We start from the raw sequence: 22,926 nt of genomic DNA on the forward strand, positions 1-22,926 counted from the left end.
CGTCAAGCACCTTAGGCGCAGAACTCGACAGTTCAAACCGAAGCGATCTTTGGTAAGGTAAGCCTTACCTATGAAGTCGAGCGAATCGGCGGCCCCCCATGCCCGTGCCCCCCATAGTTCTCGCAGACGCCTACACCCGTCTCACCGAGGTCTTCCCGGGGCTCGACATCACCCAGCCGACCACCGACGAGCAGCTCCCCCGCCACGGCGGCTGGATCCCGGCCAGGGCCCTCGCAGAGGGCGGCACCGGCCTCGACGCGTTCCTGGCCTGGGACGACGCACAGACACTGCGCGACTACGGACAGCCCGCACGCCCGGACGTGGTCGCCGGCTTCGGCCTGCACCGCTACGCCTGGCCCGCCTGCCTGCTGATCACCGTGCCCTGGTTCCTGCTGCGCCGCGTCCCCCGCTTTCCCGTGACGCATGTCTCGTACGACCGCACGGCCCCCGGCCTCTCCATAGGCCGCCTCGCCGCCCGCCCCGCCGGCTTCGCCTGCCTCCCCGGCGACCCGGCGGCAGCCCTGCCCGGCGCCAGGGTCGTACCGGACGAGGAGGCACTGCGCGCGGAGGTGCGGTCGGCCGTCGCCGAGCACCTCGAGCCCGTCCTCGGCGGCTTCGGGCCGCGGATGCGGCGACGTGGACGCGCGCTGTGGGGCATGGTGACCGACGAGGTCGTCGAGGGTTTGTGGTACGTCGCCCATCTGTTCGGCGACGGCGAGCAGGACCGGGCGCGGCGCGAACTCGAACTGCTGCTGCCGGGCGCGACGCAGCCGTACGTCGGATCGGCCGCCTTCCGTGAGCTGACCGGCCCGAACGGGGAATCGCTTCCGACCAGGGACCGGGCGAGCTGCTGCATGTTCTACACGCTGCGTCCCGAGGACACCTGCGCCACCTGCCCGCGCACCTGCGACGCCGATCGGGTCACCAGGCTTCTGGCCGCCGCCAGTTGAGGCCCCCTCAGACTTGGCTGTAACTCGCCGTGCCGTAAGATCACCCGCGAGCAGAGCACCCGCCACGGTTACAGGCGTTTCACAAATTCCTCACTCACCACAGGAACTTTCCGTGGAACCACCCGTACGGGTAGTCTTGTTCGAACTCAACTCCCGCCCCTCAAGCGGCAGTTCGAGCAGAACGCCGCCCTGGGCATCCCCTTGCACCTCCTTGGCGGCCTCTTGCCCCGAAACCCCCTGAGGGCCGGTGGGATTGGGCCACTATGGCGGGCGTTACGCCCTATCCCAATGCAAGGGACCCCAGATGAGATTGACCGACATATCGCTGAACTGGCTGCTTCCGGGCGCCGTCCTGCTCCTGGGCCTGCTGGCGGCGATAGCGGTGCTCCGGCGCGGGAAGGCCTCGGGGAAGGACACGAGCGCGGACGACTCGTGGGAGCGCAGCGAGGAGCGCCGCAGGCGCAAGGAGGCCATATACGGCACCGTCTCCTACGTCCTGCTGTTCTGCTGTGCGGCGGTGGCCGCGGCGCTCTCCTTCCACGGCCTGGTCGGCTTCGGTGAGCAGAACCTCGGACTCTCCGGCGGCTGGCAGTACCTCGTGCCGTTCGGCCTCGACGGGGCGGCCATGTTCTGCTCCGTCCTCGCCGTCCGCGAGGCCAGCCACGGTGACGCGGCCCTCGGCTCCCGCATACTCGTGTGGACGTTCGCGTTCGCCGCGGCCTGGTTCAACTGGGTGCACGCACCCAGGGGCATCGGCCACGACGGCGCCCCGCACTTCTTCGCAGGCATGTCCCTGTCCGCGGCGGTGCTGTTCGACCGGGCGCTGAAGCAGACCCGCCGGGCCGCCCTGCGCGAGCAGGGCCTGGTGCCGAGGCCCCTCCCGCAGATCCGCATCGTCCGCTGGCTGCGGGCTCCCCGCGAGACCTACAAGGCCTGGTCGCTGATGCTCCTCGAGGGCGTGCGCAGCCTGGACGAGGCGGTCGACGAGGTCCGCGAGGACAAGCGGGCCAAGGACGAGGCCCGGCTGCGCCGGCGGGAGCAGCAGCGTATGGAGCGTGCCCAGCTGAAGGCCATCAGCAGGGGCCACCGCGGCTTCGTCGGCCGCGGCGGCGGACGCCACGCGGAGCCGCAGGCGGCCCTGGAGCGCGCCTCGGCCCAGGTCTCCGCGGAGCCTGCCATATCGACGCCGGAGCAACTGCCCGTGCGATCACGTCCCTCACTGCAGCCCGTCCGCACCGGTTCTGATCCGGTCACCGTCGACCTCACCGCGGAGGACGACACCATGGCGCTGCCGCGACTCGACTCCCTGGAGCGCAAGCTCAAGGATCTCGAGCAGCAGTTCGGCTGACGCTGAGGCTGTGAGCGCCGCACGCCTCTGATGACGGCAAGGGGCGCGACCCGGGACTCGGGTCGCGCCCCTTGCCGTTGCGCTACGGCGCCTCCGATGCCCTACGGCGCCTCCGTTGCCGTACGGCTTCACGCGGCACCCGCGCCGAGCTCGAACCACACCGCCTTCCCCACGCCGTGCGCCCGCACGCCCCAGGAGTCCGCGAGGGACTGGACCAGGACCAGGCCTCTGCCGTTCGTACCGTCGTCGGCGTTCGGTACGCGCAGTCTGGGCCGGCGGGCCACGAAGTCCCGCACCTCCACCCGGAGTCCGCCCGGTCCGACGGTGGCCGTCAGGACCGCTTCACGGTCGGTGTGCACGATCGCGTTGGTGACGAGCTCGCTGGTGAGCAGTTCGGCTATGTCCGATCGTCCGGGCCTCCCCCAGGTCCGTAACAGTTCGCGCAGCGCCTTGCGTGCCTCCGGTACGGCCCGCAGGTCCGCCCGCCCGAGTCTGCGCCTGAGCTGAGGCGTCTGCGCGTGTTCCCCGGCGTTCGCGACCCTGTCCTCCACCGTCTCCACCGAGGAGGCCCCGAATGCTGTGGGACCGCCTCCCCGTGCCTGCCTCTTCATGACCCCCGCCTGCGTGCCGATGTCGGTTCCCCTCCTGCTCGAACACGTTCACGGGAACCATTTCCCAGTCGGACCCCCGACAGTCATGTCGAATCGTCAACGACCGGGTGTTCGGCCATGGTTGTGGCGGTCCAGGCCCGGTGGATGAAACCTGGAACGTCACCCACCGGCCGCCCGAAAGTCGCCGGACGCGATGACCGAACCGTGTCGGCCACCGGCGACGCAGGCTGTCGCCAGGCCGGGCGCGGGTTTCCGGCGAGGGGAGGCGAGGCGGTTCATCTGCTTCCGGCCAGGGCGGCCGACCAGGGCAGAACCGCACGGTCACGTGCCGACGGCCCCGACGGCGTCCTGACGGTGGCGGATCGGTCCGTTCGCCGATTCCGGCCTGCCGACTCCGCCGTACCCGACGAAGGGCTGTGGCGGTTGGGGCTCGACGTCGGGGCACGGTCGGCGCCGGTGCCCGAGGGCCGCGAAACTGGCCGGAATTGGGTTGGTGCGGGGCCGCCCGCCCGACCCCCGTCCGGGAGGGCGGCCCCGCTGGTGTGGTGGCCCGGTGGTGGGTGGGTCAGTAGAGCTTGTTGACGGCGGTGGTGGTCGTCTTCTTGAAGGCCTTCACCGGCGCGCTCGTGAAGTCGCCCATCTGCCCCCACTGCACGACGGTGACGGTGCCGCCGTCCCGGCCGACGGAGACGAGGTGAATGTCCATGGCGCCCCAGGAGGCACGGGTGTTCACACCGTGGACACGGGCGCCCTCCTCGACCGGCAGGCTGCCGAAGCTGCGGTACTCGGCCTCGATCTCCGGGTCGGCGTCGCTGCGCGCGGCGCAGGCCCGGATCTCCTTGTTGAGGCGGTTGGCCAGAGCCTTGGCCTTGGTGTTGTCGCCGACGACGACGTTGAGCTGTTCGGCGCCGGCCTCGACGTCGGTGCGGAAGGTGCGGTAGCGCGAGTCGTAGGCGAGGAGCGCCTCGCCCAGGCAGCCCTGCATCTCCTCCGGGACGCCGTCGGTGATCCTGCCGGCGGTCCAGGCGGAGGAGGGGTGCGGCGGGAGTTCGGACGCCGACAGGAACTTGGGCGCGGGCGCCTTGGTCGCGGCGCCCGCCGGTGCGGCGGAGAGTGCGGCGCCTGCGGTGAGGCCGGCGACGGCGAGTGCGGCGAGCGTGCCGGCTCGGGTGCGCTTGGGCATGGGTGTCCCCCGTGAGTGAGATGAGAGCGTGAACGATCGAAGTGGGCCGTCACCGGCGCCGGATGGTCGGTCCGGCTCAGGCCAGTGCGTCAGGCCCTGGTCGGTGCGACACCAAGAGCATCAGCCGTCACAGCCTGCGGACGCAACCGCCGGCGCCCGATCCGCGACGGTGGAACCATCCCAGCCCTTCTGACGTGCAGGTATATGGAGTGCCTGGGATGCCGTCCCGGGACGCGGAGGACCCGGGGGAACGGTGTCGGAAGTGCGGGACGACGTCCAGGAGTTCGCGGCGCTGCTCAGAAGGCTCAAGGAGCGCACCGACCGCAGCTACGGCCAGCTGGCCCGCCGCCTGAAAATGAACACCTCCACGCTGCACCGCTATTGCGCCGGTGACGCCGTCCCCCTCGACTTCGCGCCCGTGGAACGCTTTGCGGCGCTGTGCCAGGCGTCACCGGAGGAGCGGCTGGAGCTGCACCGGCTGTGGCTCCTTGCGGTGGCGGCGCGCCGGCGGGCGCGGACCACAAGTACGCATGCCGCCACGGCGGACAACGTCCCCTCGCCGGACAGCGCCCCCTCGGCTGCGGACGGCTCCCCTTCGGAGCGCCCCGACGAACCATCACCGGCCGAGCTCTCCCGCCGCCCCTGGTACCGCCGCCGTCGCCTCCTGGTCGCCGCCGCCGTGGCGACGGCGCTCCTCGCCACGTTAGGCAGCCTCTCCGCCCTGCCGGACGACGACGACCGGCCGCGGGCGAGCGACTCCGTCCAGGGCGTCGATCCCACCCGTACGACGCCAGCGGGCCCTTCCCGCCCGACCTCGACCCCGTCTCCGAAGTCCTCCCGCACCACGCCCTCTCCACCCGCCGGCCCCTCGGACTCGAAGAAACCCTCGCCGAAGGCCACGCCGACCGCCGGAAGTCCTCCGAAGGAAACCGGTCAGCAGCCGCCCGCGACCGGGGTCCCCCTCACCTGGAGCGCCGACTCCCATGTCTGGCAGGCCGGCTGCGGCCACCACTACGTCCTCACCGAGTCCCCCCAGCACGTGGCCCCGCCGCCGGCTCCGCAGGACGCCGCGACCTGGGCGGCGTCGCAGAACGCGGTGCACGGACGGCAGACGATGGTGGAGATCAGCGTGCAGGGGCGGACGTCGACGGCCGTCGTCCTGGAGGCGCTCCGGGTACGTGTCGTCGGCCGCTCGGCGCCCGTGGAGGGTAACGCCTACTCCATGAGCGACGGCTGCGGCGGAGCGCTGACGCCCCGCTACTTCGACGTCGACCTGGACATGGACCGGCCCATCGCCCGCCCCGCCGACGGCAACGACACGGGCACCCCGATCCCGGCGATGAAGCTGCCGTACCGCGTGTCCGCCGAGGACCCGGAGGTGCTGCTGGTCGACGCGCGCACGGAGGGCTGCGACTGCAGCTGGTACCTGGAACTGGACTGGTCCTCGCAGGGCCGCACCGGCACGGTCCGGATGGACGACCACGGCCGCCCGTTCCGCACGACGAGCATCAAGGGGCTGCCGAAGTACTCGTACGACACCTCGGCCCGCAAGTGGGTGCCCTGGGAGTAGGAGGGCCGGCCTCGGTTACGTCTCCCAGACGGCGGCCGCCGTACGGTCGTCGGCGTAGCCCTTCACTCTGACCTGGGTGTCGGCGAGGAACGCGGCCAGGCCGGGCGGTTCGGGGCCGGACCAGCGTCCGGTCAGATGGGCGGCGAGTTCGGGTTCGCCGCGCAGTGGGTCGGCGAGGCCGCCGGTGCACATCAGGAGGGTGTCTCCCGGGCGGGCCACCGAGGCGCGGAAGCGGAAGGGCTCGCGGGGTGGGTCGGGCGCCGGATCGTAGGGGCTCGGGGGTGTGGTGATGCCGAGGTCCATGGTGAGGCGGTCGCCCTCGGGAGTCTCGGCGGGCAACGAGCCGAAGCCGACGACGGGTTCGCCGGTGGCGTCGGTGACGCGCGGCTCGATGTCCTGCCACTCGCCGTCGCGCAGGCGGAAGAGTCCACCCCCTCCGACGCCGAAGAAGACGCGCGTACGGCAGTCGGGGTCGGCGGGAAGGAGCAGACAGCGCAGGGTCGCCGTGTACTCCTCCGGCTCGATGCCCTGTTCCGCGGCGCTGGCGCGGAGTTTGCCGAGGCTGCGGTCGGTGAGGCGGTGCAGGCCCGACTTCAGTTCACCGCGTCGTGCGGCCCTGATGTCCTCCGCGAGCTTCGGGTGACTGCGGCCCACGGCCCGGCCGATCCAGTGACAGGCCTCGGCGGCGGCGCGGTGCGCGTTCGGGGTGGCCCGGGCGCCGGTCGCCATCGCCACGAGGATCACGGCGTGTTCGCCGGTGCCGAAGCGGGCGGTGAGGAGGGAGTCGCGGCGGGGTTCGCCCCGGTAGCGGGCGGAGTCGCCGCGCTGGGAGGCGGCTCGCAGGGTGCAGGCGCCGTAGTGCGCGCCGTCCAGGACGGTGTCGGCGACCAGGTCGTCGAGGTCGTCCGGGTCCGCGGGTGGGAGGGCGGTGGGTTCGGGGGCGTAGGTGGGTGGGCCGCTGCCCACGTAGTCGCGCGGGGCCGGGAAGAGGGTGGGAACGTCCACGTGGGTGGCCGGGCCGGGCTCGTCGTCGTCGAGCGTGGGCGTCGCTCGCTCCCGGGGTGGCGCCTTCACCGTGAATCCCGGGGGTTTCGGCAGTCCGGGCGGGAAGGTCGACGGAACCTCCACGGCATCCGCGCCCACCCGCGGCGACGGGACCGGGGCGCCCTTCCCCGACACCCCGGCGGCCGAGGCGAACCGGTCGTCCAGTGTGTCGGCCGCGGCCGTGGCACCCGTGTCTTCGGCGGAGTCGCCGTACAGCTGCCCCCACCAGTCGTCCTCGTGACCGGTGGGCCTTCCCCCCTGCTGGCTCATGCCCCCAATTGTCCACCGCACGGGCCGGATGAAAACGGGGCATCCGGAAAATCCGACCCGGTGAAGGGCCGGGAAAAGCCGTTGCCGGGTGAGGTGTTGAACAACCTTGCGAAGGGTTGATCGTCCGACCGTCCTCGGCGGGGAGCGTCTTGAGGCCGTCCTCCGGCAGCGTGTACCTCGGGAACAGCAGCGGTATGCCCTGCGAGCACGCGTCCTCGTCCAGGGCCGAGCGGAAGGACCAGGTCGCTCTCCCAACATCGCCTCATCCCGTGCTGCCGCCTGCCTCAGGACACGAAAGCGCAGGCCAAGATGGCCCAAGTCAGGCAAAGCGGGCACCGAATGATGCTGCGGTGGCGACACCTTGGCAGAGTGACGGGTGGTGCGGCGATGATGTGCCGAGGCGGTTTTACGCCGTGGCTGTTTTCCGCCACGGACCGGACACCGGTGTTCGACCTGGGGAGGGGCGCGGCCCGATGCTGGGAGCGATTGGTCTCGACGAGACGCACGAGTCGGCGTACCGGGCCCTGGTGTCCGTGGGCGCCGCCGACGTACCGGATCTCGCGCGGCGGCTGACTCTCGGCGAGTACGACACCGAGCGCGCCCTGCGCCGGCTGGAGCGGCACGGGCTCGCGGCCCAGTCCTCGGCCCGGCCCGGCCGCTGGGTCGCCGCGCCGCCCGGGGTGGCGCTGGGCGCGCTGCTCACCCGGCAGCGGCACGAGCTGGAGAAGGCGGAGCTGGCGGCCGCGGTGCTCGCCGAGGAGTACCGGGCGGGGGCCACCGAGCCCGCCGTGCACGACCTGGTCGAGGTGGTGATCGGGGCGGCGGCGGTGGCGCAGCGGTTCCTGCAGCTCCAGCTCGGTGCGAGCGACGAGGTGTGCGCGCTGGTCACCGGCAGTCCCGTGGCCGTCACCGGCATGGAGAACCACGCGGAGGAGCAGGCCGCCGAGCGCGGCGTCCGCTACCGGGTGGTCCTGGAGCGCTCGGTCCTCGACCAGCCGCACGGCATGACCGAGCTGTCCGCCGCGCTCGGGCGCGAGGAGCAGATACGGGTCGTGGACCAGGTCCCGACCAAGCTGGTGATCGCCGACCGCACCCTCGCCCTCGTACCGCTCACCTCGCACACCTCGGAGCCGGCCGCGCTGGTCGTCCACGCGAGCGGGCTCCTGGAGCTGCTCTCCGGGCTGTTCGAGTCGGTGTGGCGGGAGGCGCTGCCGGTACGCCTAGGTGCGTCCGGCATCACCGAGCAGCAGCCGGACGGGCCCGACGAAACCGACCTGGAGGTGCTCTCCCTGCTGCTGGCCGGCCTGACCGACGCGAGCGTGGCCAAGCAGCTGGACCTGGGCCTGAGGACCGTGCAGCGCCGGGTGAGGCGGCTGATGGAGCTGACCGGGGTGACGACCCGGCTGCAGCTGGGGTGGCACGCGTACGAGCGGGGGTGGGTGGCCCGGAAGCGGCAGGGGTGACGCGGTTGCACCTGCGGCCACAAGGCTGATCTGCGCTTTCTCGTGGGCTCCGGCACTCTGGTCAGATGGGAGTGTGGGACCTCGTGCTGGCCGGCCTGGTCCTCCTGCTCGGCCTGTGCGGAGTGCTGGTGCCCGGAGTGCCGGGGTCGTGGCTGGTGTGGGCAGGGGTCATGTGGTGGGCGCTGCAGGACCCCCAGCCGGTCGCGTGGTGGGTGCTCGTGGGAGCCACCGTCGCGCTGTTCCTCTCCCAGGTCGTGCGCTGGGCCCTCCCGCCCCGCCGGCTGCGCCCCAACTGGGCCGGCCGTCGCATGACGGTGTACGCCGGCGCCGGGTCGTTCCTGGGCTTCTTCCTGATTCCCGTGCTCGGCTCGATCCCCGGCTTCATGGCGGGCATCTATCTCGGGGAACGGCTCCGCCTGGGCCGCCACGGCGAGGCGCGGGCCGCGCTGCGCACGGCGATGCGGGCGGGCGGGTCGAGCGTGCTGGCGGAGCTGTTCACATGCCAGCTGATCGTGGGGGCCTGGGTGGGGGCGGTGATCTGGGGCTGATGCGCCGGGCTGCCGAACCATGTCCAGCCCGTCCAGACGTACCCTGCTCGCGGACGTGACGGTGCACGGGTTCCGCACGCAGGGCGCCTTCCTGCTGTCGGCGGTCCGCGAGGGCGGGGCCACCCGCTGGGTGCGCCTGGCGAGCGAGGCGGGCGCCCCCTGCGTCGTACGCCGTGGCATCGCGGGACCGGTGGAGGTACGGGACGCACGGGGTCGGCGCACGGAGTAGGCCGACGGTCCTAGGACGAGGAGCCGATGCGCCGGTGCGGGCGGCGTGTTTCGCTGGCCGCATGACCGAATTCAGCGAGGCGGAACACGGGTACCTGCGGTCACAGCGCCTGGGACGGCTGGCCACCGTCGACCCGGCGGGACAGCCGCAGGCGAACCCGGTCGGGTTCTTCCCCCAGGACGACGGGACGATCCTGATCGGCGGACAGGCCATGGGCAGCACGAAGAAGTGGCGCAATCTGCGGAAGAACCCCAAGGTCGCCCTGGTCGTCGACGACCTCGTCAGCGTACGGCCGTGGCGGGTGCGCGGGATCGAGATCCGCGGGGACGCCGAACTCCTCACGGGTCCGCACGAGTTGGGCCCCTACTTCAGCGAGGAGGTCATCCGCATCCATCCGCGGTGGATCCGCAGCTGGGGACTGGAGGAGGACTGACCTCATTCGGGGGCCCGGATCGAGCCCTCCAGCGTGAGCAGCCGCATCTTGCGGTCGAGGCCGCCCGCGTACCCGGTCAGCGCCCCGTCGGCGCCGATGACACGGTGGCACGGGCGGAGGATCAGCAGCGGGTTGGCGCCGATCGCTCCGCCGACGGCCCGTACGGCGGCGCGGGGCGCCCCGATCCGCGCGGCGATCTCGCCGTACGTCGTCGTGGCCCCGTACGGAACGGAGTCGAGGGCGGCCCAGACCCGCTCCCGGAACTCCGTGCCCTCGCCGCGCAACTCCAGCTGGAACTCGTTGAGTTCACCGGCGAAGTAGGCGGCGAGCTGCTCCTCGGCCGCGCGGAAGAGCTCGGGGTCGTGCCGCCAGCCGTCCTGGACCGTCCGGCCGCCCTTCTGCCCCGGCACGGAGAGGGAGGTGAGGGCACCGGTCGTCGGGTCGGCGGTGAGGAGGAGACGGCCGAGCGGGCTGTCGAGCTCGGTCCAGTGGATCAGGGTGGTCATGCTTACTCCAACTCCCCTGCTGCGCGCAGGTGTTGCCAGGCGTAGGAGCGCCAGGGGCGCCAGCTGTCGGGGGCGGCGACGCCCGGCGGGGCGACGTCCGGGTCGCTGAGGGCGCGGGTGCGGATGACGGCGACGGTACGGGCGTCCAGCCCGGGTATACCGAGCAGCGCACGCCGCGCCTCGTCCCGGTCGGCGCCGGGGTCCAGCCGGAGGGCTCCGTCGGCGAGGGCGGCGGAGAGCACGCCCAGGGGGCCGTCGGGCTCGTCCTCGGCGAGGACGGCCGCCTCGGGAAACAGATGGGTGAGGCTGCCGCACGGCGAGTCGAGTGCCTTGCCGTACCTCGCCGCCAGCCTCGCGGCCTCCGCGGCACCGACCAGTTCCCGGACCGCCAGCTCCTCCGCGTCGGCGGCACCCGGCGACCGCAGCCCCGGCCGGGCGGCGACCATCGGCGCGAGCCGGGGATCGGCGCCGAGCCGCTCGTCGACGGCGTACGGATCGGCGTCGAGGTCGAACAGGAGCCGCAGCCGGTGGACGGCGGTGGTCAGGTCGCGGGGGTCAGTGAGGTGGATACGGGCGTCGAGCCAGCCGCCCGGATGGGCACCGCCCCGCGCCCCGGAGGCACCGGTCCGCTCGTCGACGGCGACGATGCCGGTGCCGTGGGAAAGGCGGAGGGTGCGGCGGTACGTCCGGCGCCCGACCGGCCCGCCGACCTCCTCGACGCCGGGCACGGCCTGGCGCTCCAGCAGGTCGAAAACGGCACCGGCCTGATACGGGCCCCGGTACGCCAGCCGCAGCGGAATCCCGGCCGACGGAGTGCCCGCACGCCGGGCGCCGCTCCGCGCGGCGGCGGCCCGCAGCTCGCTCGGCGTCGACGCGTACACGTCCCGGATCGTGTCGTTGAACTGCCGCACGCTCGCGAACCCGGAGGCGAACGCGATCTCGGTGATCGGCAGCCCGGTGGTCTGCAGCAGCACACGCGCGGTGTGCGCCCGCTGTGCCCGGGCGAGCGCCACCGGCCCGGCGCCGAGCTCCGCGGTGAGCTGCCGCTGGACCTGCCGCGCGCTGTAGCCGAGCCGTGCGGCGAGCCCGGCGACGCCCTCCCGGTCGACGATCCCGTCGCCGATCAGGCGCATCGCCCGCCCCACCACATCGGCCCGCACATTCCACTCGGCGGACCCCGGCACGGCGTCCGGCCGGCACCGCCGGCAGGCCCGGAAACCCGAGCCCTGCGCGGCGGCGGCCGTCGCGAAGAACCGCACGTTGCGCCGATTCGGCGTGACGGCCGGGCAGCTGGGGCGGCAGTAGATGCCGGTCGTCTCGACGCCGAAGAAGAACTCGCCGTCGAACCGCGCGTCCCGGCTGCGCACCGCCTCGTACCTGGTGTCTTCGTCCATCACGGTGTCCAGTGTCCGCCGGGAGGATGGGCGGAGCTAGCGGGAATCGGACACGAAGCTCAGCCACATCCAGCCCGTCTGGGGGTACCCCCTCTGGGGGAGTTTGAGGACGAGGCCCCTTCAGGGCCGAAGCGGGGGTCTGGGGGCGGCAGCCCCCAGAGACGGCCACACGAACACCGAGATCGTCAGCGCCAGCCTCGCTGCTTCGCTTCCATCGCCGCCCTCCCCTCAGCGCCCTTCTTCTTCCAGTCCCGCCGAAGCTCCGCACGGACCCTCGCGTCCGTCTTCGCCACGATCCGCTGGTTCTCCCGCATCAGCTTCCGGTAGCTCTCCAGTCGGCGCAGCGGCAGCGAACCCGCGTCGATGGCGGAGCGCACCGCGCACCCCGGCTCGGCATCATGCGCACAGTCCTGGAATCGGCACCCCTCGGCCAGCTCCTCGATCTCCGAGAAGACCTGACCGACCCCGGCCCCGGCGTCCCAGAGCCCGACACCCCGCAGCCCCGGGGTGTCGATGAGGACCCCGCCGCCGGGCAGGGCGAGGAGATTGCGCGTGGTGGTCGTATGACGCCCCTTGCCGTCGACGTCACGCGCGGCCTGGACCTCCATGACGTCCTCGCCGAGCAGCGCGTTGGCGAGCGTCGACTTGCCCGCACCGGACTGCCCGAGCAGCACGGACGTACCACCGGAGACGAGGGCGACGAGCACTTCGAGCCCGTCCCCGTCCACGGCGCTGACCGGCAGCACAGGCACCCCCGGCGCAGTCGTCTCGACGTCCTGGACGAGATGCGACAGCGTCACCGGGTCCGGCACGAGGTCCGCCTTGGTGAGGACGACGACCGGCTGGGCGCCCGACTCCCAGGCGAGCGCGAGGAACCGCTCGATACGGCCGAGGTCGAGTTCGACGGCCAGCGACACGGCGACGATCGCATGGTCGACGTTGGCCGCGAGGATCTGCCCCTCGGACCGCTTGGAGGAGGTGGAGCGCACGAAGGCGGTACGGCGTGGCAGATACGTCCGTACGTAGCGGGGATTGCTCCCCGCGGGTTCGACGGCGACCCAGTCACCGGTGCACACGACCCGCATCGGATCGTGCGGGGTGACGAAGGCCGTGTCGGCCCGTACGACCCCGTCGGCGGTGACGACGTCGCACTGCCCACGGTCGACCCGCACGACCCGCCCGGGCACCAGCCCCTCGGTGTCGTACGGGGTGAACGCGTCGGCCCAGGCCGAGTCCCAGCCGTAGGGAGCCAACGCGGAGAAAACAGAGGTGGAAGTCAACGGGTGACCCTTCACAAGGGTGGCCCCGGCAGCCGCGTACACAGGACGCGGAGAGATCAGGTGAGGTCAGCCGGCGGCCACGGAGGTGGACTTGATGAACTGGATGCGGGCAGCGCCCATCTCAACGACAGCCATCGGTCACACCTCCCGAACAGGTCAAGGCACCCCGGCAATGTGGGGCTACCGCTCGAACAGCCTCGACCCTAGAGGTACATGGGCCCATGACGCCATCGAATTATGACGACCCATGTTCACGTCCTCGGGGCACGGGTCATGCCATGCCGTAGAGCGTCTGCAGGTCGACCAGTTGGATATCCGCGTCGGCATGTGCGGCCGCGTATGCCTTGTCGTTGAAGCCCGCGCCGCTGAAACACATGAGTCGGGTACCGGTGGTGTCGTAGCGTCCCGCCTGGGTGATGACGTCGCGGATGTGCTGGAGGCGCTCGATGTGGGCGATGCCCATGGTGTCGTTCCACTTGGCCTCGCCGATGGCCAGGAGCGGTGGCTTGGAACCGTCGGCGATGCCGATGACCGCCACGTCCACTTCGTGTCCGATGCGGGCCTTCGGATCGTGCACCACTCCGTGCCCGACCCGGGCGGGCAGACCTCCGATCAGTTCTGGGTCGGCGTGGTGCAGCGCCCAGTCGCGGCAGACCTGTTCGAAATGAGGGCCGAGGACGTTACTCGTGAAGCGGCGGCGGCTGGCCTGCCAGACCCGAGCTGCGCTGCCGGGGCGTTCCAGCTGGTCCCAGACGGGTCGCATGATGGCGTGATAGAAGCCGATCAGCGGTTCGGCGATGCGGTAGGTGGGGCGGTTGTCGCGGAAGGCGTCGGCGTCTCGGTGCAGCAGGCCGGCGTCTTCGAGGACGTTGATGGGGTGTGCGATGTCGGTGGCCTTGCGTTCCAGGTACCCGGCCATACCTCCGCGGGTGGCGTTGCCGTCGGCGACCGCGGTCAGTACGGACAGGTACAGGGCGGTGTCCCGCAGGTCGGGCTCTTCCGCGAGCAGATAGCGGGCCTCACGGAACAGAGGGGTCTCTGGGTTGAGGACGGTGCGGACGACCCAGTCGTCGAAGTCGTCGGCTCCGTTCGGAGTGTCGCCGCGGGCGAATTCCCGTCGGTACGCAGGTGTGCCGCCGACAATCGCGTTGACCTGCAGGGCCAGGCGCGGGTCTGTGATGTTCCAGAATTCGGCGGCCAGGCGGTGGTCGAGAGGGCGGACAACCAACTCCAGCCCTGCCCGGCCTCGCAAGGGGGCATTGCCGGACAGCAGCCTGCCCATGAACGACAGCGCCGAGCCGCACAGCAGTAGCCGGGTGCGGGAGCCGCTGCGCTGGTCGCGCAGGGTTCGCAGCGCCTCTTGGATGATCGAGGGGAGCTCCGGATTCGCCTTGGCAAGGTATGGGAACTCGTCGATCACGACGGGCATGGGCCGCTCTGTGCCCAGCGCGAGGAGCGCGTCGACAGCCTCGGCCCAGTCGGCGAAGTGGTACGGACTGGCAGGTCGCACATGCGTGGTGAGCGCGGCGCTGATACGCCGCAGCGACTCGGCATCGGCGGCCTCGGTCGCGCCGAACTATAAACTGTACCCCTATCTATCCCTCCGTCGACTTGACCGGAGCCGGAAACCACTCGACCTCCATCGGGCCCGCGGAACGACGAAGCGAACCCCGCTTCCCACTCGCTCGTCCCAGCCATCCGGGGCCAGCGAGTGCGACGAAGCGGAATGAGCCGAAGGGACGAGAAGCATCACAAGCCGTGCCGGTCGAGGAGCCGCATCAGGTTGCGCTTGCGCTTCTGGTCGGCACGCAGAGCGTCGAGGTGTGCGGTGAACTCGTCTTCGGTGCCCAGGCGGCGGTGGCAATCGCGCATGCTCAGCAGCAGGCTGGTGAGTTGCTCGTAGACGGCGTTGCCCGTCTGGTTCATGAGTGGTTCGGCCAGCCGTAGGTAGACCCCGAGCGCGCCGGCAGGACGGACGGCGCGGGCCTGGTCGGCGAGGGCGAGCCACTGCCGGTCGTGCGCACGCGTTTCGTCCGCGGCCCGCCAGGCAGCGTCGACGTCGCCGTCGTCGAGCAGGGCATCGACCAGGACCGGGCCGCCGTACCAGGACTGCTGCCGCTGCCCGGCTTCGGCGCGCAGCAGCACAAGCGCCTGTTCCCGCTCGGCCTGCCAGCAGCCGGCCGCCTGTGCCGCCGCACGTAGCTGCCGGTACGCGGCCAAAGAGCGGCGCCTGGCGAACTGGCCGTGACGCAGGGCAACGGCGTCACGGAGCCGGTTGGCGAGGGTATAGCGGTCGCAGAGGTAGTCGATCAGAGCGTTGTCGGGGGTGACGTCGTCGGGTGTTTCCTCGGTGCCGCGTTCCGCCCACCGCAGGGCCTCGTCCGGACGGCCGGCGGTGTCCAGTTCGCAGGCGATGCCCAGGTGGGTGCTGCCGTCCGGGGCGAGGTCGGCCGCGTGCCCGGCGACCCATCCGTCCACGTCTCCTCCCGCCTTGGCCAGCCGTTCCATCAGGTGCTTCTCTGCCCGACCGGTACGGTGGCGGCGCCATGCAGCAGCTGCCAACTCCCTTACCTGGGCCATCCCTTGTGCGCCGAGGGCATCCTCGTAGTCAAGAGGATCGATGCCGGTGAGAACGTCCAGGTCACTGAGCAGATGGCCGACCAGCCACCGCGCGGTCTCATCCGAGTCGGGGCGTGCTGCGCGGCATGCGTCGAGGTGGGCTTCGGCGAGCGCAGCCCCGATTCGGCCCAGGTGACTGTCGGAGTCGTCGATGGCATCTCGCGCCTCGCTCAGCAGTCGCATCGCCTCCCGGGACAGTGAGATCGCGTGCACGGCCCGCCCGGCGGCGGTCAGCGCGGCGATCGCGGACGCCGCCTGAGAGGCCTGTTCGCCGTATGCGTGGGCATCGGCGTACTCGACGTAGCCGTACCGCGAGAAGGGGGAGGTGTCCAGGAGTTCCCGGACCCGGGCGCAAACCTCGACCAGATCCCCACGGGTGCTCGCCGCCTGCAACCCCAGGCGACGCGCCAACTTCCGGTCCTCACCGACCTGTTCCCGCACCAGGGCGAGCAACTCGTCCCTGGAGAGCGCAGCCAGCCACGCATCCAACTCCTGAGCACGAGTCCTGGCCTGGCGCCGCTGCCGCGGCACCGCCTCCGGCTCGGCGAGCACGGTCAGACCCAGGGCGACCAGCAGGGTCAGCTCCGCCTGGTAGGTGTCCGTCCCCTGGACGGTGGCCGTGATCCAGCCGTCGCCGACCTCCACGGCGGACACCGCGGCCAGATACCCTCGACCCCGCTCGGCCCGGCCAGTCCTCGCAGGTCGTCCTCGTCGAAGTCGAAGCCCTGTGCCACAGAAACATTCAACCGCAGGAGTGGAGCGGCAGCTCACGCCAAGCAGCAGCTCACGACCGCGACAAGGTCCGGCCTCGCCATTCTCACGACCAGTCCTGCAACTCGTCTCGGTGCAACTGGCAGCGGCATCTCGAATCCATCGTTGATCACAGTGCATACGAGGATCTCGTTGATCACCGATTGTCGTTGCTCACAGATCGTCGGTGTCGTCCACTGCGTCGAGGCTGATCGCCAGGCCCTCGGCGCTCGACTCGTCCTCCAGGATCGGCTTGCCCATCACGTCCGAGATGCTGCGGAGCAGCGCCGCTTTACGGGCGGTGAAGAATCCGTCGAAGTCATCGATGGCCATGAGTTCCGGTGGGGCCAGGTGGGAGCGAATACGTTCGGCGACGCTTTCGTGAGGGGTCTGCGCGGTCTTGACCAGACGGCCCAGGTAGTCGGAGGGAGCCGCCCCTCCGATGATTCGGTTGGTGCGGGCAGTCAGCGGGGTCTTGTTGATGATCGAGTTGTAGTCGGCGGGGGCGTATCCAGCTTTTTCGCACCACGTCTTGGGGAAGATGTGGTGGATGTCAATGGACTCATCGAAATACCCGGTGACTTCGGCCTTCTCTCCGGTGCGCCAGTCCAGGGCCCCCGCCTTGAGCAGGAGTGCGTAAATCCCCTTGTAGGCAGCGCTGTTGCGCGTACGGAGAGTCAGCAGGCGTCCAGGGGCGAACTGCGCAGCGGTGACGGTCCGGGGCTCTGCCGCATCCTCGCGGATCCAGTCGGCGACATCCGGCAAATCCTGGCTGAAGCGTGTCTCGGTCGAGCCCCCGTACAGCTCCCCGAACACACCGCACCAGTACCAGCGGGCGAGCTTGTGCTGGGCCCCGGCGCTCTGCGCGGCATCCCCGGCCAGGGCCAGGATCGCGGCAAGCGGTATCAGCTGTGTCCCGTAAGGCAGGAACTTCGTATCGAAGAGAAACTGCTGGTGCAGGAACTTGGCTGCTGCCTTGAACCCGTCGATGACGGACGGCGAGAAGCGTACGTAGTCCTCCAAGGCGAGGGCGAGCATGTCCTTCCGCTTGCACCCGATGCGCGGCAGTCGCTCCTCTTCCGTCCCGCGTTCGGCCTCGCGCCTGCGCCGTTCGGCCGTAGCCAGCAGGGTGACTGCCTGGAGGAAGTCCGTGTTGGACACCTCCCGAAGGATGCGGTACTCGGGCGCGTTCCACGCAGCCCGGCACTCCCGCTCCCAGTGGTTGCGTAGATCGAACTCGTCCGCCGCGTAGGTGGCGGTCAACAGCTCGAAGACGGTCAGGGTGACACCGCCGGTGTTGACCTTCTCGAACACCTGGCACACGGCTTGGCGTGGCGTTGCCTGCCCGAGTTCGATGACTGGCACGTGGTAGCGGTCGAAGGAGCGGACGAACGCCTCATTGAAATCGCGCCACAGTCTGCGCTTCTCCTTGTCACCGTCCCAGTAGTCGGTGAACTCGTAACCCCAGTCACCGCCGTCGAAGACGGCGTGAAGCGGGAAGAGATGTGCCTCGTACTCGCGCTCGGCAGTCGAGTAGTCCTCAACGACCTGCCCCCGGAAGTTCAGGACCTTGCGCGTTTCCGGCAGAAACCGGATGGCCTCCTCGCGGTCGCTGTTCTCGTCGAGAGCCTGAACCATGTCGACGTAGAACCAGCCCGACACCTGATGCTTGCGTAAGTCCTGGGTGACGACCGGACCGTTCAGCTTCAGGGACTGGAACAGCGACGTCAGCCGCTGCTGCCCGTCGAGTACGAGCGTGTCGGGCACGGGCTCACCGGCCGGGGTGGCCCCTTCGATGGGCCGGTACTTGAACCGGACGTCGCCACCCGCCTTGAGCAACATGACGGTGCCTACGGGATAGCTCAGCGAGATCGACGCAAGGAGGCCGGCGATGTTCGGGTAGGGCCACACCCAGCCCCGCTGAAACTCGGGCAGTTGGGCCTTGCCGACCTCGACCTGCCGCAGCAGATCTCGCAGCGGCCGCTTGTCGATGCTGAACGCTTCGTCGGGCACATCGGCTCCTTGAGGCTGCCGGACACCAAAGGTGGGCGCCTGAGGTCGACTTGTCTCGTGTCACAAAGAAACTACTGGTTGTCATGACACATCAGGTGCCAGAACGGCAAAACGGATCTTCATCAGGAGGAGGTGGAGCGCACGAAGGCGGTTCGGCGTGGCAGATACGTCCGTACGTAGCGGGGATTGCTCCCCGCGGGTTCGACGGCGACCCGGTCACCGGTGCACACGACCCGCATCGGATCGTGCGGGGTGACGAAGGCCGTGTCGGCCCGTACGACCCCGTCGGCGGTGCGCAGCCGCGTACACAGGACGCGGAGAGATCAGGTGAGGTCAGCCGGGGCCACGGAGGTGGACTTGATGAACTGGAGGCGGGCAGCGCCCATCGCAAGGACAGCCATCGGTCGACACCTCCTCATATACGTCCGCTCGACGGCGGCGGCCACCGGCCACCGCCCTGAACCGCCGTCACTCCAGCCCGGCCCCACGAAGGCCCGTCAACTGGTTTTCGCGCAGTCGTGCCCGTTCAACGTGAAGTCGTACCCCGCCGAGTTCTCACCCTCCCAGGAGGCGATGAACCCGAAGGAGAGGGTGCCGTTCGCGTGGACCGTCCGGTTGTAGTCGGCGGCCTTGGCCGTGACCCGGGAGCCGTTCTGGGCGAAGCTCGCGTCCCACATCTGGCCGACCTTCTGGCCGTCGCGGAAGGACCAGGCGACGCGCCAGTCGTCGAGGGCCCGTTCGGTGGTGACGGTGACGGTGGCCTGGAAGCCGTCGGGCCATTCGTTGACGAGGTCGTACTGGACGCCGCAGGTGGGCGGTTCGCTCGTGGACGGCTCCGGGTCGTCCTCGTCGGCCGTGGACGACGTGGTGCCCTGCGGCTCCGGGTCCGGGTCGGGCTTCTCCGCCTCGGGCGAGTCGTCGCGTGTGGTGGTCTGCGACGGTTGCGGCGAGTCCGACGCGGACTGCGTGGCGGACGTCACCGGCATCGTGAAGCCGGGGCCGGCGACCGGCTGACGGTCGGACGGGTCGCCGCCCGCCGTGGCGCCGTCGCCGGTGGAACCGGCCGGCATCACCGACACCGCGAGAGCGAGCGCGGAGACGAGGACGGCGGCGACGAGGAGGCCGTTGCGTACGACGCGCGCCTTGTGCGCGCCGGGGTTCGGCGGTCCGGCGTCCGCGTCCGCCGGGTCACGGGGACCGGCGAGGCGCACCTCGGCGGCCCGGCGGCGGCGCTCCAGATAGGCGAGGCCGCCCCAGCCGATCACACCGCCGGCGAGCGCCCCGGGCAGCCCGCCGCCCTGCAGCCGCAGACAGGCGGCGGCCTCGGCGCACTGCACGCAGGTGGCGAGGTGGCGGGAGAGGTCGTCCGGGGTGTCGGGGGCCGTCGAGCGGGTGACGGCGTCGAGAAGGCGGGCGTAGCTGCGGCACCGCGCGTCCATCGGCGTGTCGAGGTGGCTGCGCCGGCAGCGGTCCCGGAACAGGCTCCGGACCTGGTTGAGTTCCTCGGAGACGGTGTCCGGGTCGAGGCCGAGCCGGCGGGCCACGACGGGCAGCGGCAGCGCCTCCACCTCGGCCAGCCACAGCAGCGCGGCGTCCGGCTCCTGCATGTCGCGCAGTCCGCGCAGGGCGATCGGGCGCTGCAGGGGGGGTCCGGTATAGCGGGCGGCCTTGTCGGAGTTGAGCCACAGGCGCAGGTCGGGGTCGAGCTTGTGGCCCTGGCCGGACTCCTCCCAGGCGGCCGCCGTGGTGCGTACGGCGGTCAGGAGGAGGGGTATCCGGGGCAGGCGGGCAGGGCGGCGGCCCGCGCTCCGGAAGGTCCCGGCCTCGGCCTCACGGGCCTCGCGTATGCCGGTCGAAAACGCCTCCGTGGCCAACTGGCCGGCCGCGGTGGAGCCGGCCGTGCACAGATCGGCGTACGACAGCACGGCGTCCCAGCACTCGGAGAACAGCGCGGCCTCGGTGGCGTCCTGGGGGGTCGGCAGGTCGGGCATGAGTCTCCTGCATCCACAAGCGAGGTCAACTCGCCATATTGGCAATGGAGTTGGGGGGAACCTCGCGGCAGGGCATGAGCCTTTCACGTTTTCAACACAACTGACAAGCGCTGTATTCAGATGTCATGACAGACCGTCGCGCCCACAACTCCAGCCACTTGTACGGATGCGAGCCTCATCTGTCTCACCCGTACGGTCACCTATACCGTGGCGGACTCCCCCGCCGGAAGGCTGTCCATGAAGGAGCTGACCGAGAACACGGCGCGGCCGGGCCCGGGCGGCCCGTAGCCGGGGGGCGAGGACAGGCCGAAGTCGTCCATGGTGGAGCGGTAGGCCTCGAGCAGCCGGATGTGGTACTCCAGCGGCGCACCCTGCGGGTTGGCCTTGCCGAGCGGGGTGGTGGGCTCCGGGCACCAGGTGGTGAAGCGGGGCGTGATGCCGTGCGACATGAAGAAGCGCAGACCCTCGGTGGTCGACGCGATCGCCTCGTCGACCGTCTTGAACCCGAAGGGCTCGGCCATCTCGACGCCCGCCACGAAGTTGGGGATCACGTTGCGCGCGCCGAACACGTCCGCCGAGTCGAGGATCCGCTTGTGCCACACGTCCCGGCCGACGTAACGCTCCTTGCCCGGGCAGTACATCTTGAACAGGTACTCGTCCCACACCTCGTAGTTGGGGTGGTAGATCTGCACGCCGTAGTCCTTGAACCGCTGCACGTCGTCGCGCGGCAGCGCCTGTGCGACGACCTTGCCGATCCAGCGGCCCGGGAAGCGCTCCTCGATGGCCTTGGCGTAGTGGCCGTAGAAGTCGGCCTCGTCCCGGCCGGAGACGGTCTTGGTGATCGCGCCGCCGGTGAGGGTGTAGGCGGTGGACGCCTTGGCCGTGTCGTACCGGTCGATGATCTCCAGGGCTTCGAGGACCTCCTCGACGTCCTTCACACCGGTGTACGGCCGGCCCGCCGCCTTGTGCTGGCGCCAGTTGTGGTTGATGTCGCAGTACTGGCACTCCTCCTTGGCGCCGAAGTACTGGCACACCCGGAACACGGTGAGGTAGATGAGGTAACCCCACTGGATCGTCGGGGCCACCTCCATGACGGACTTCCCGTTGGCGAGCTTGTGCCGGTAGTACTCCGGCATCGGGGGCACCCCGACGTCGGCGATGCGCTTGCCGTCGAGGTAGAGGCCGAGGATGCCGTCGTCGTCCGCCGCGACCCGGTACGGCGACGACGGGTTCACGCGCACGGAGACGACGGTGCGGCGCAGGTCGTACGGCCCGCCGGTGAGGATGATCTCCTCCGGGGGGCGGCGCAGCGCGGCCTCGCCCAGCTCGGGCAGGGTGCCGTGGTCGAAGGAGAAGATGAAGTACGACTTCGGCTTGACCTCGCCGCCCTCGTTGTCGCTGAGGGCGGACGGGTCGAAGGCCACGCCACCCCTGAGCAGGTCCTCCTTGAAGACGGCTTCCCGCGGAACGTGCGGGAATCGCTCCATCAGATCCTCGACCAGTGCGGTGCGGCTGCCCATCCGTTTTCTCCTCCCGGCTCAGGCGTATGACTCCTCACGTTATGCCCCCGCCCCGGCGTGAGCGGCGCCGGGGGGTGGGGCGTCTTTTCTCGCCCCCGCCGCCCCTACCCGTCCCATCCCTGGGGGCTGCCGCCCCCAGACCCCCGCTTCGGCCCTGCAGGGGCCTCGTCCTCAAACGCCGGACGGGCTAAGTCAGCCCCTCCGGCGTTTGAGGAGCGGGGGTCCAGGGGGCAGAGCCCCCTGGGAGCGGGGTCGAAAAGGCGTTCGGCAAGTCGTACAGAGACGAGTCGGCGGGCAGCGGCTCGGGGTCGGTGACATCGAGGATCGCCGAGAGGCGGCCGGTGCGGAGTTCGGCGATCAGGGCCTCGTGGTCGAGCAGGCCGCCGCGGGCGGTGTTGATCAGGACCGCCCCGTCGGGCATCAGGGCCAGCTCACGGGAGCCGATGAGGTGGCGGGTCTCCGGGGTCTCGGGGACGTGGACCGTCACGATGTCCGAGGTGCGCAGGAGGTCGACCAGCGGCAGCAGCGGCACGCCCAGCTCGGCGGCGCCCGCCTCGTCGACGTACGGGTCGGTGAGACTCACGGGCAGGTCGAAGGGGCGGAGGAGTTCGATCACGCGGCGGCCGATGCGCGAGGCGCCGATCACCCCGACCCGGCGGCCGTAATTGCCGATGCCGGAGGTGAGCCCCCAGCCGGGGAAGGCGCGCTCGGTGCGCAGGCGGTCGCGGGCGGCGAAGAGGTCCTTTCCGGCGAGCAGGATCATGGCGAGGGTGTACTCGGCGACCGGCACGGCGTTGGCCACCGCCGCCGAGCTCACCGCGATGCCTCGCCGCCAGAGCTCGGGCGTGGCGAGGCTCTTGACCGAGCCGGCCGAGTGCAGCACCGCGCGCAGTCTTGGCGCCGCGTCGAGGACGGCCGCATCCAGGCGGGGGCAGCCCCAGCCGGTGACGAGGATCTCGGTGCGGGCGAGCACCTCGGCGACGCCGGGGTCACCGAAGTCCTCGGCCACCAGCGCGGGATCGATGTCCACGGACTCCCGCAGCCGTGCCAGCACGTAGGGCGGAAAGAGGAGCGGCAGGTTCTCAGGGGTCATGGCGAACAGCGCCTGGTGACGCTCGGGCAACGAAGTGACCTTCCCGCTGGGCCGCGTGACCGTGAGGGATCGCGAGGAACCGTGAGGCATCGCGAGAGACCACGAGAAACC

The 22,926-nt window shown here is 70.7% G+C and carries 18 protein-coding genes and 2 pseudogenes; 7 read left to right on the forward strand and 13 right to left on the reverse strand.

Features of this window, described 5'->3' with window-relative positions; genetic code table 11:
- Positions 1–98: 98 nt before the first annotated feature.
- Entirely contained in the window at positions 99–950 is an 852-nt protein-coding gene (locus tag IF78_RS0101865) for a (2Fe-2S)-binding protein (protein ID WP_031475353.1), read from the forward strand.
- A gap of 304 nt (positions 951–1,254) precedes the next feature.
- Positions 1,255–2,298 carry a DUF2637 domain-containing protein gene (locus IF78_RS0101870; RefSeq protein ID WP_031475351.1) on the forward strand — a complete coding sequence of 348 codons (1,044 nt, stop codon included), beginning with the start codon at positions 1,255–1,257 and terminating at the stop codon, positions 2,296–2,298.
- 128 nt (positions 2,299–2,426) lie between these two features.
- Here the strand turns inward: IF78_RS0101870 and IF78_RS0101875 are convergent, their stop codons facing one another.
- Positions 2,427–2,909: an ATP-binding protein gene (locus tag IF78_RS0101875; protein WP_199921336.1), complete on the reverse strand. Its 483-nt coding sequence runs from the start codon at positions 2,907–2,909 to the stop codon at positions 2,427–2,429.
- A gap of 565 nt (positions 2,910–3,474) precedes the next feature.
- Positions 3,475–4,092 (reverse strand): hypothetical protein, encoded by a 618-nt coding sequence (locus tag IF78_RS0101880; RefSeq protein WP_031475347.1) that lies wholly within the window; start codon positions 4,090–4,092, stop codon positions 3,475–3,477.
- Positions 4,093–4,345: 253 nt separating this feature from the next.
- Here IF78_RS0101880 and IF78_RS0101885 point away from each other — a divergent pair, with 253 nt between their 5' ends.
- Positions 4,346–5,662 (forward strand): helix-turn-helix domain-containing protein, encoded by a 1,317-nt coding sequence (locus tag IF78_RS0101885; RefSeq protein ID WP_031475345.1) that lies wholly within the window; start codon positions 4,346–4,348, stop codon positions 5,660–5,662.
- A gap of 15 nt (positions 5,663–5,677) precedes the next feature.
- On the opposite strand, the gene IF78_RS0101890 is transcribed toward IF78_RS0101885, so the two are convergent.
- Complete coding sequence (locus IF78_RS0101890) at positions 5,678–6,976, reverse strand: protein phosphatase 2C domain-containing protein (RefSeq protein ID WP_031475343.1); 1,299 nt, start codon at positions 6,974–6,976, stop codon at positions 5,678–5,680.
- 473 nt (positions 6,977–7,449) lie between these two features.
- Between IF78_RS0101890 and IF78_RS0101895 the strand changes: the two genes are divergently transcribed.
- The 4 genes from IF78_RS0101895 to IF78_RS0101910 all read left to right on the forward strand — a co-directional run bounded on the left by IF78_RS0101895 (position 7,450) and on the right by IF78_RS0101910 (position 9,649).
- On the forward strand, positions 7,450–8,439 hold the full coding sequence (locus IF78_RS0101895; RefSeq protein WP_031475342.1) for a helix-turn-helix transcriptional regulator: 990 nt from the start codon (positions 7,450–7,452) through the stop codon (positions 8,437–8,439).
- Between the two features lie 65 nt (positions 8,440–8,504).
- Entirely contained in the window at positions 8,505–8,987 is a 483-nt protein-coding gene (locus IF78_RS0101900; protein WP_031475341.1) for a DUF456 domain-containing protein, read from the forward strand.
- 55 nt (positions 8,988–9,042) lie between these two features.
- Entirely contained in the window at positions 9,043–9,216 is a 174-nt protein-coding gene (locus IF78_RS0101905; protein ID WP_209439675.1) for a hypothetical protein, read from the forward strand.
- Positions 9,217–9,277: 61 nt separating this feature from the next.
- Complete coding sequence (locus IF78_RS0101910; protein WP_031475337.1) at positions 9,278–9,649, forward strand: PPOX class F420-dependent oxidoreductase; 372 nt, start codon at positions 9,278–9,280, stop codon at positions 9,647–9,649.
- A gap of 2 nt (positions 9,650–9,651) precedes the next feature.
- Here IF78_RS0101910 and IF78_RS0101915 read toward each other — a convergent pair whose 3' ends face one another.
- The 10 genes and pseudogenes from IF78_RS0101915 to IF78_RS0101960 all read right to left on the reverse strand — a co-directional run bounded on the left by IF78_RS0101915 (position 9,652) and on the right by IF78_RS0101960 (position 22,845).
- Positions 9,652–10,155, reverse strand: a complete 504-nt coding sequence (locus IF78_RS0101915) for a methylated-DNA--[protein]-cysteine S-methyltransferase (RefSeq protein ID WP_031475335.1) — start codon at positions 10,153–10,155, stop codon at positions 9,652–9,654.
- Between the two features lie 2 nt (positions 10,156–10,157).
- On the reverse strand, positions 10,158–11,549 hold the full coding sequence (locus IF78_RS0101920) for a DNA-3-methyladenine glycosylase 2 family protein (protein ID WP_031475333.1): 1,392 nt from the start codon (positions 11,547–11,549) through the stop codon (positions 10,158–10,160).
- A gap of 185 nt (positions 11,550–11,734) precedes the next feature.
- Entirely contained in the window at positions 11,735–12,829 is a 1,095-nt protein-coding gene (rsgA, locus tag IF78_RS0101925) for a ribosome small subunit-dependent GTPase A (RefSeq protein ID WP_031475331.1), read from the reverse strand.
- 271 nt (positions 12,830–13,100) lie between these two features.
- A pseudogene (locus IF78_RS43250) lies at positions 13,101–14,405 on the reverse strand (AAA family ATPase); the annotation flags it as partial.
- Positions 14,406–14,578: 173 nt separating this feature from the next.
- The gene (locus IF78_RS0101935) at positions 14,579–16,102 is read right to left on the reverse strand and encodes a DUF6880 family protein (RefSeq protein ID WP_031475329.1); all 1,524 of its coding nucleotides are present in this window, start codon (positions 16,100–16,102) and stop codon (positions 14,579–14,581) included.
- Positions 16,103–16,372: 270 nt separating this feature from the next.
- Positions 16,373–18,211 carry a GmrSD restriction endonuclease domain-containing protein gene (locus IF78_RS0101940; RefSeq protein ID WP_031475327.1) on the reverse strand — a complete coding sequence of 613 codons (1,839 nt, stop codon included), beginning with the start codon at positions 18,209–18,211 and terminating at the stop codon, positions 16,373–16,375.
- Positions 18,212–18,336: 125 nt separating this feature from the next.
- Positions 18,337–18,522: pseudogene (locus IF78_RS49395) on the reverse strand (ribosome small subunit-dependent GTPase A); the annotation flags it as partial.
- A gap of 186 nt (positions 18,523–18,708) precedes the next feature.
- Entirely contained in the window at positions 18,709–20,202 is a 1,494-nt protein-coding gene (locus tag IF78_RS0101950; protein WP_031475325.1) for a cellulose binding domain-containing protein, read from the reverse strand.
- 200 nt (positions 20,203–20,402) lie between these two features.
- Positions 20,403–21,722, reverse strand: coding sequence for a radical SAM protein (locus tag IF78_RS0101955; RefSeq protein ID WP_031497977.1), 1,320 nt, complete (start codon positions 21,720–21,722; stop codon positions 20,403–20,405).
- A gap of 187 nt (positions 21,723–21,909) precedes the next feature.
- On the reverse strand, positions 21,910–22,845 hold the full coding sequence (locus tag IF78_RS0101960) for a hydroxyacid dehydrogenase (protein WP_078662271.1): 936 nt from the start codon (positions 22,843–22,845) through the stop codon (positions 21,910–21,912).
- Positions 22,846–22,926: the final 81 nt, after the last annotated feature.

The organism is Streptomyces bicolor, from assembly GCF_000719285.1.
Lineage (GTDB): Bacteria > Actinomycetota > Actinomycetes > Streptomycetales > Streptomycetaceae > Streptomyces > Streptomyces bicolor.

What these genes read in the sequence shown, in the direction of transcription:
- IF78_RS0101865 (WP_031475353.1), top strand. Translation starts at nt 99, where the DNA reads ATGCCCGTGCCCCCCATAGTTCTCGCAGACGCCTACACCCGTCTCACC.
- IF78_RS0101870 (WP_031475351.1), top strand. Translation starts at nt 1,255, where the DNA reads ATGAGATTGACCGACATATCGCTGAACTGGCTGCTTCCGGGCGCCGTC.
- IF78_RS0101875 (WP_199921336.1), bottom strand. Translation starts at nt 2,909, where the DNA reads ATGAAGAGGCAGGCACGGGGAGGCGGTCCCACAGCATTCGGGGCCTCC.
- IF78_RS0101880 (WP_031475347.1), bottom strand. Translation starts at nt 4,092, where the DNA reads ATGCCCAAGCGCACCCGAGCCGGCACGCTCGCCGCACTCGCCGTCGCC.
- IF78_RS0101890 (WP_031475343.1), bottom strand. Translation starts at nt 6,976, where the DNA reads ATGAGCCAGCAGGGGGGAAGGCCCACCGGTCACGAGGACGACTGGTGG.
- IF78_RS0101895 (WP_031475342.1), top strand. Translation starts at nt 7,450, where the DNA reads ATGCTGGGAGCGATTGGTCTCGACGAGACGCACGAGTCGGCGTACCGG.
- IF78_RS0101900 (WP_031475341.1), top strand. Translation starts at nt 8,505, where the DNA reads ATGGGAGTGTGGGACCTCGTGCTGGCCGGCCTGGTCCTCCTGCTCGGC.
- IF78_RS0101910 (WP_031475337.1), top strand. Translation starts at nt 9,278, where the DNA reads ATGACCGAATTCAGCGAGGCGGAACACGGGTACCTGCGGTCACAGCGC.
- IF78_RS0101915 (WP_031475335.1), bottom strand. Translation starts at nt 10,155, where the DNA reads ATGACCACCCTGATCCACTGGACCGAGCTCGACAGCCCGCTCGGCCGT.
- IF78_RS0101920 (WP_031475333.1), bottom strand. Translation starts at nt 11,549, where the DNA reads ATGGACGAAGACACCAGGTACGAGGCGGTGCGCAGCCGGGACGCGCGG.
- IF78_RS0101950 (WP_031475325.1), bottom strand. Translation starts at nt 20,202, where the DNA reads ATGCCCGACCTGCCGACCCCCCAGGACGCCACCGAGGCCGCGCTGTTC.
- IF78_RS0101955 (WP_031497977.1), bottom strand. Translation starts at nt 21,722, where the DNA reads ATGGGCAGCCGCACCGCACTGGTCGAGGATCTGATGGAGCGATTCCCG.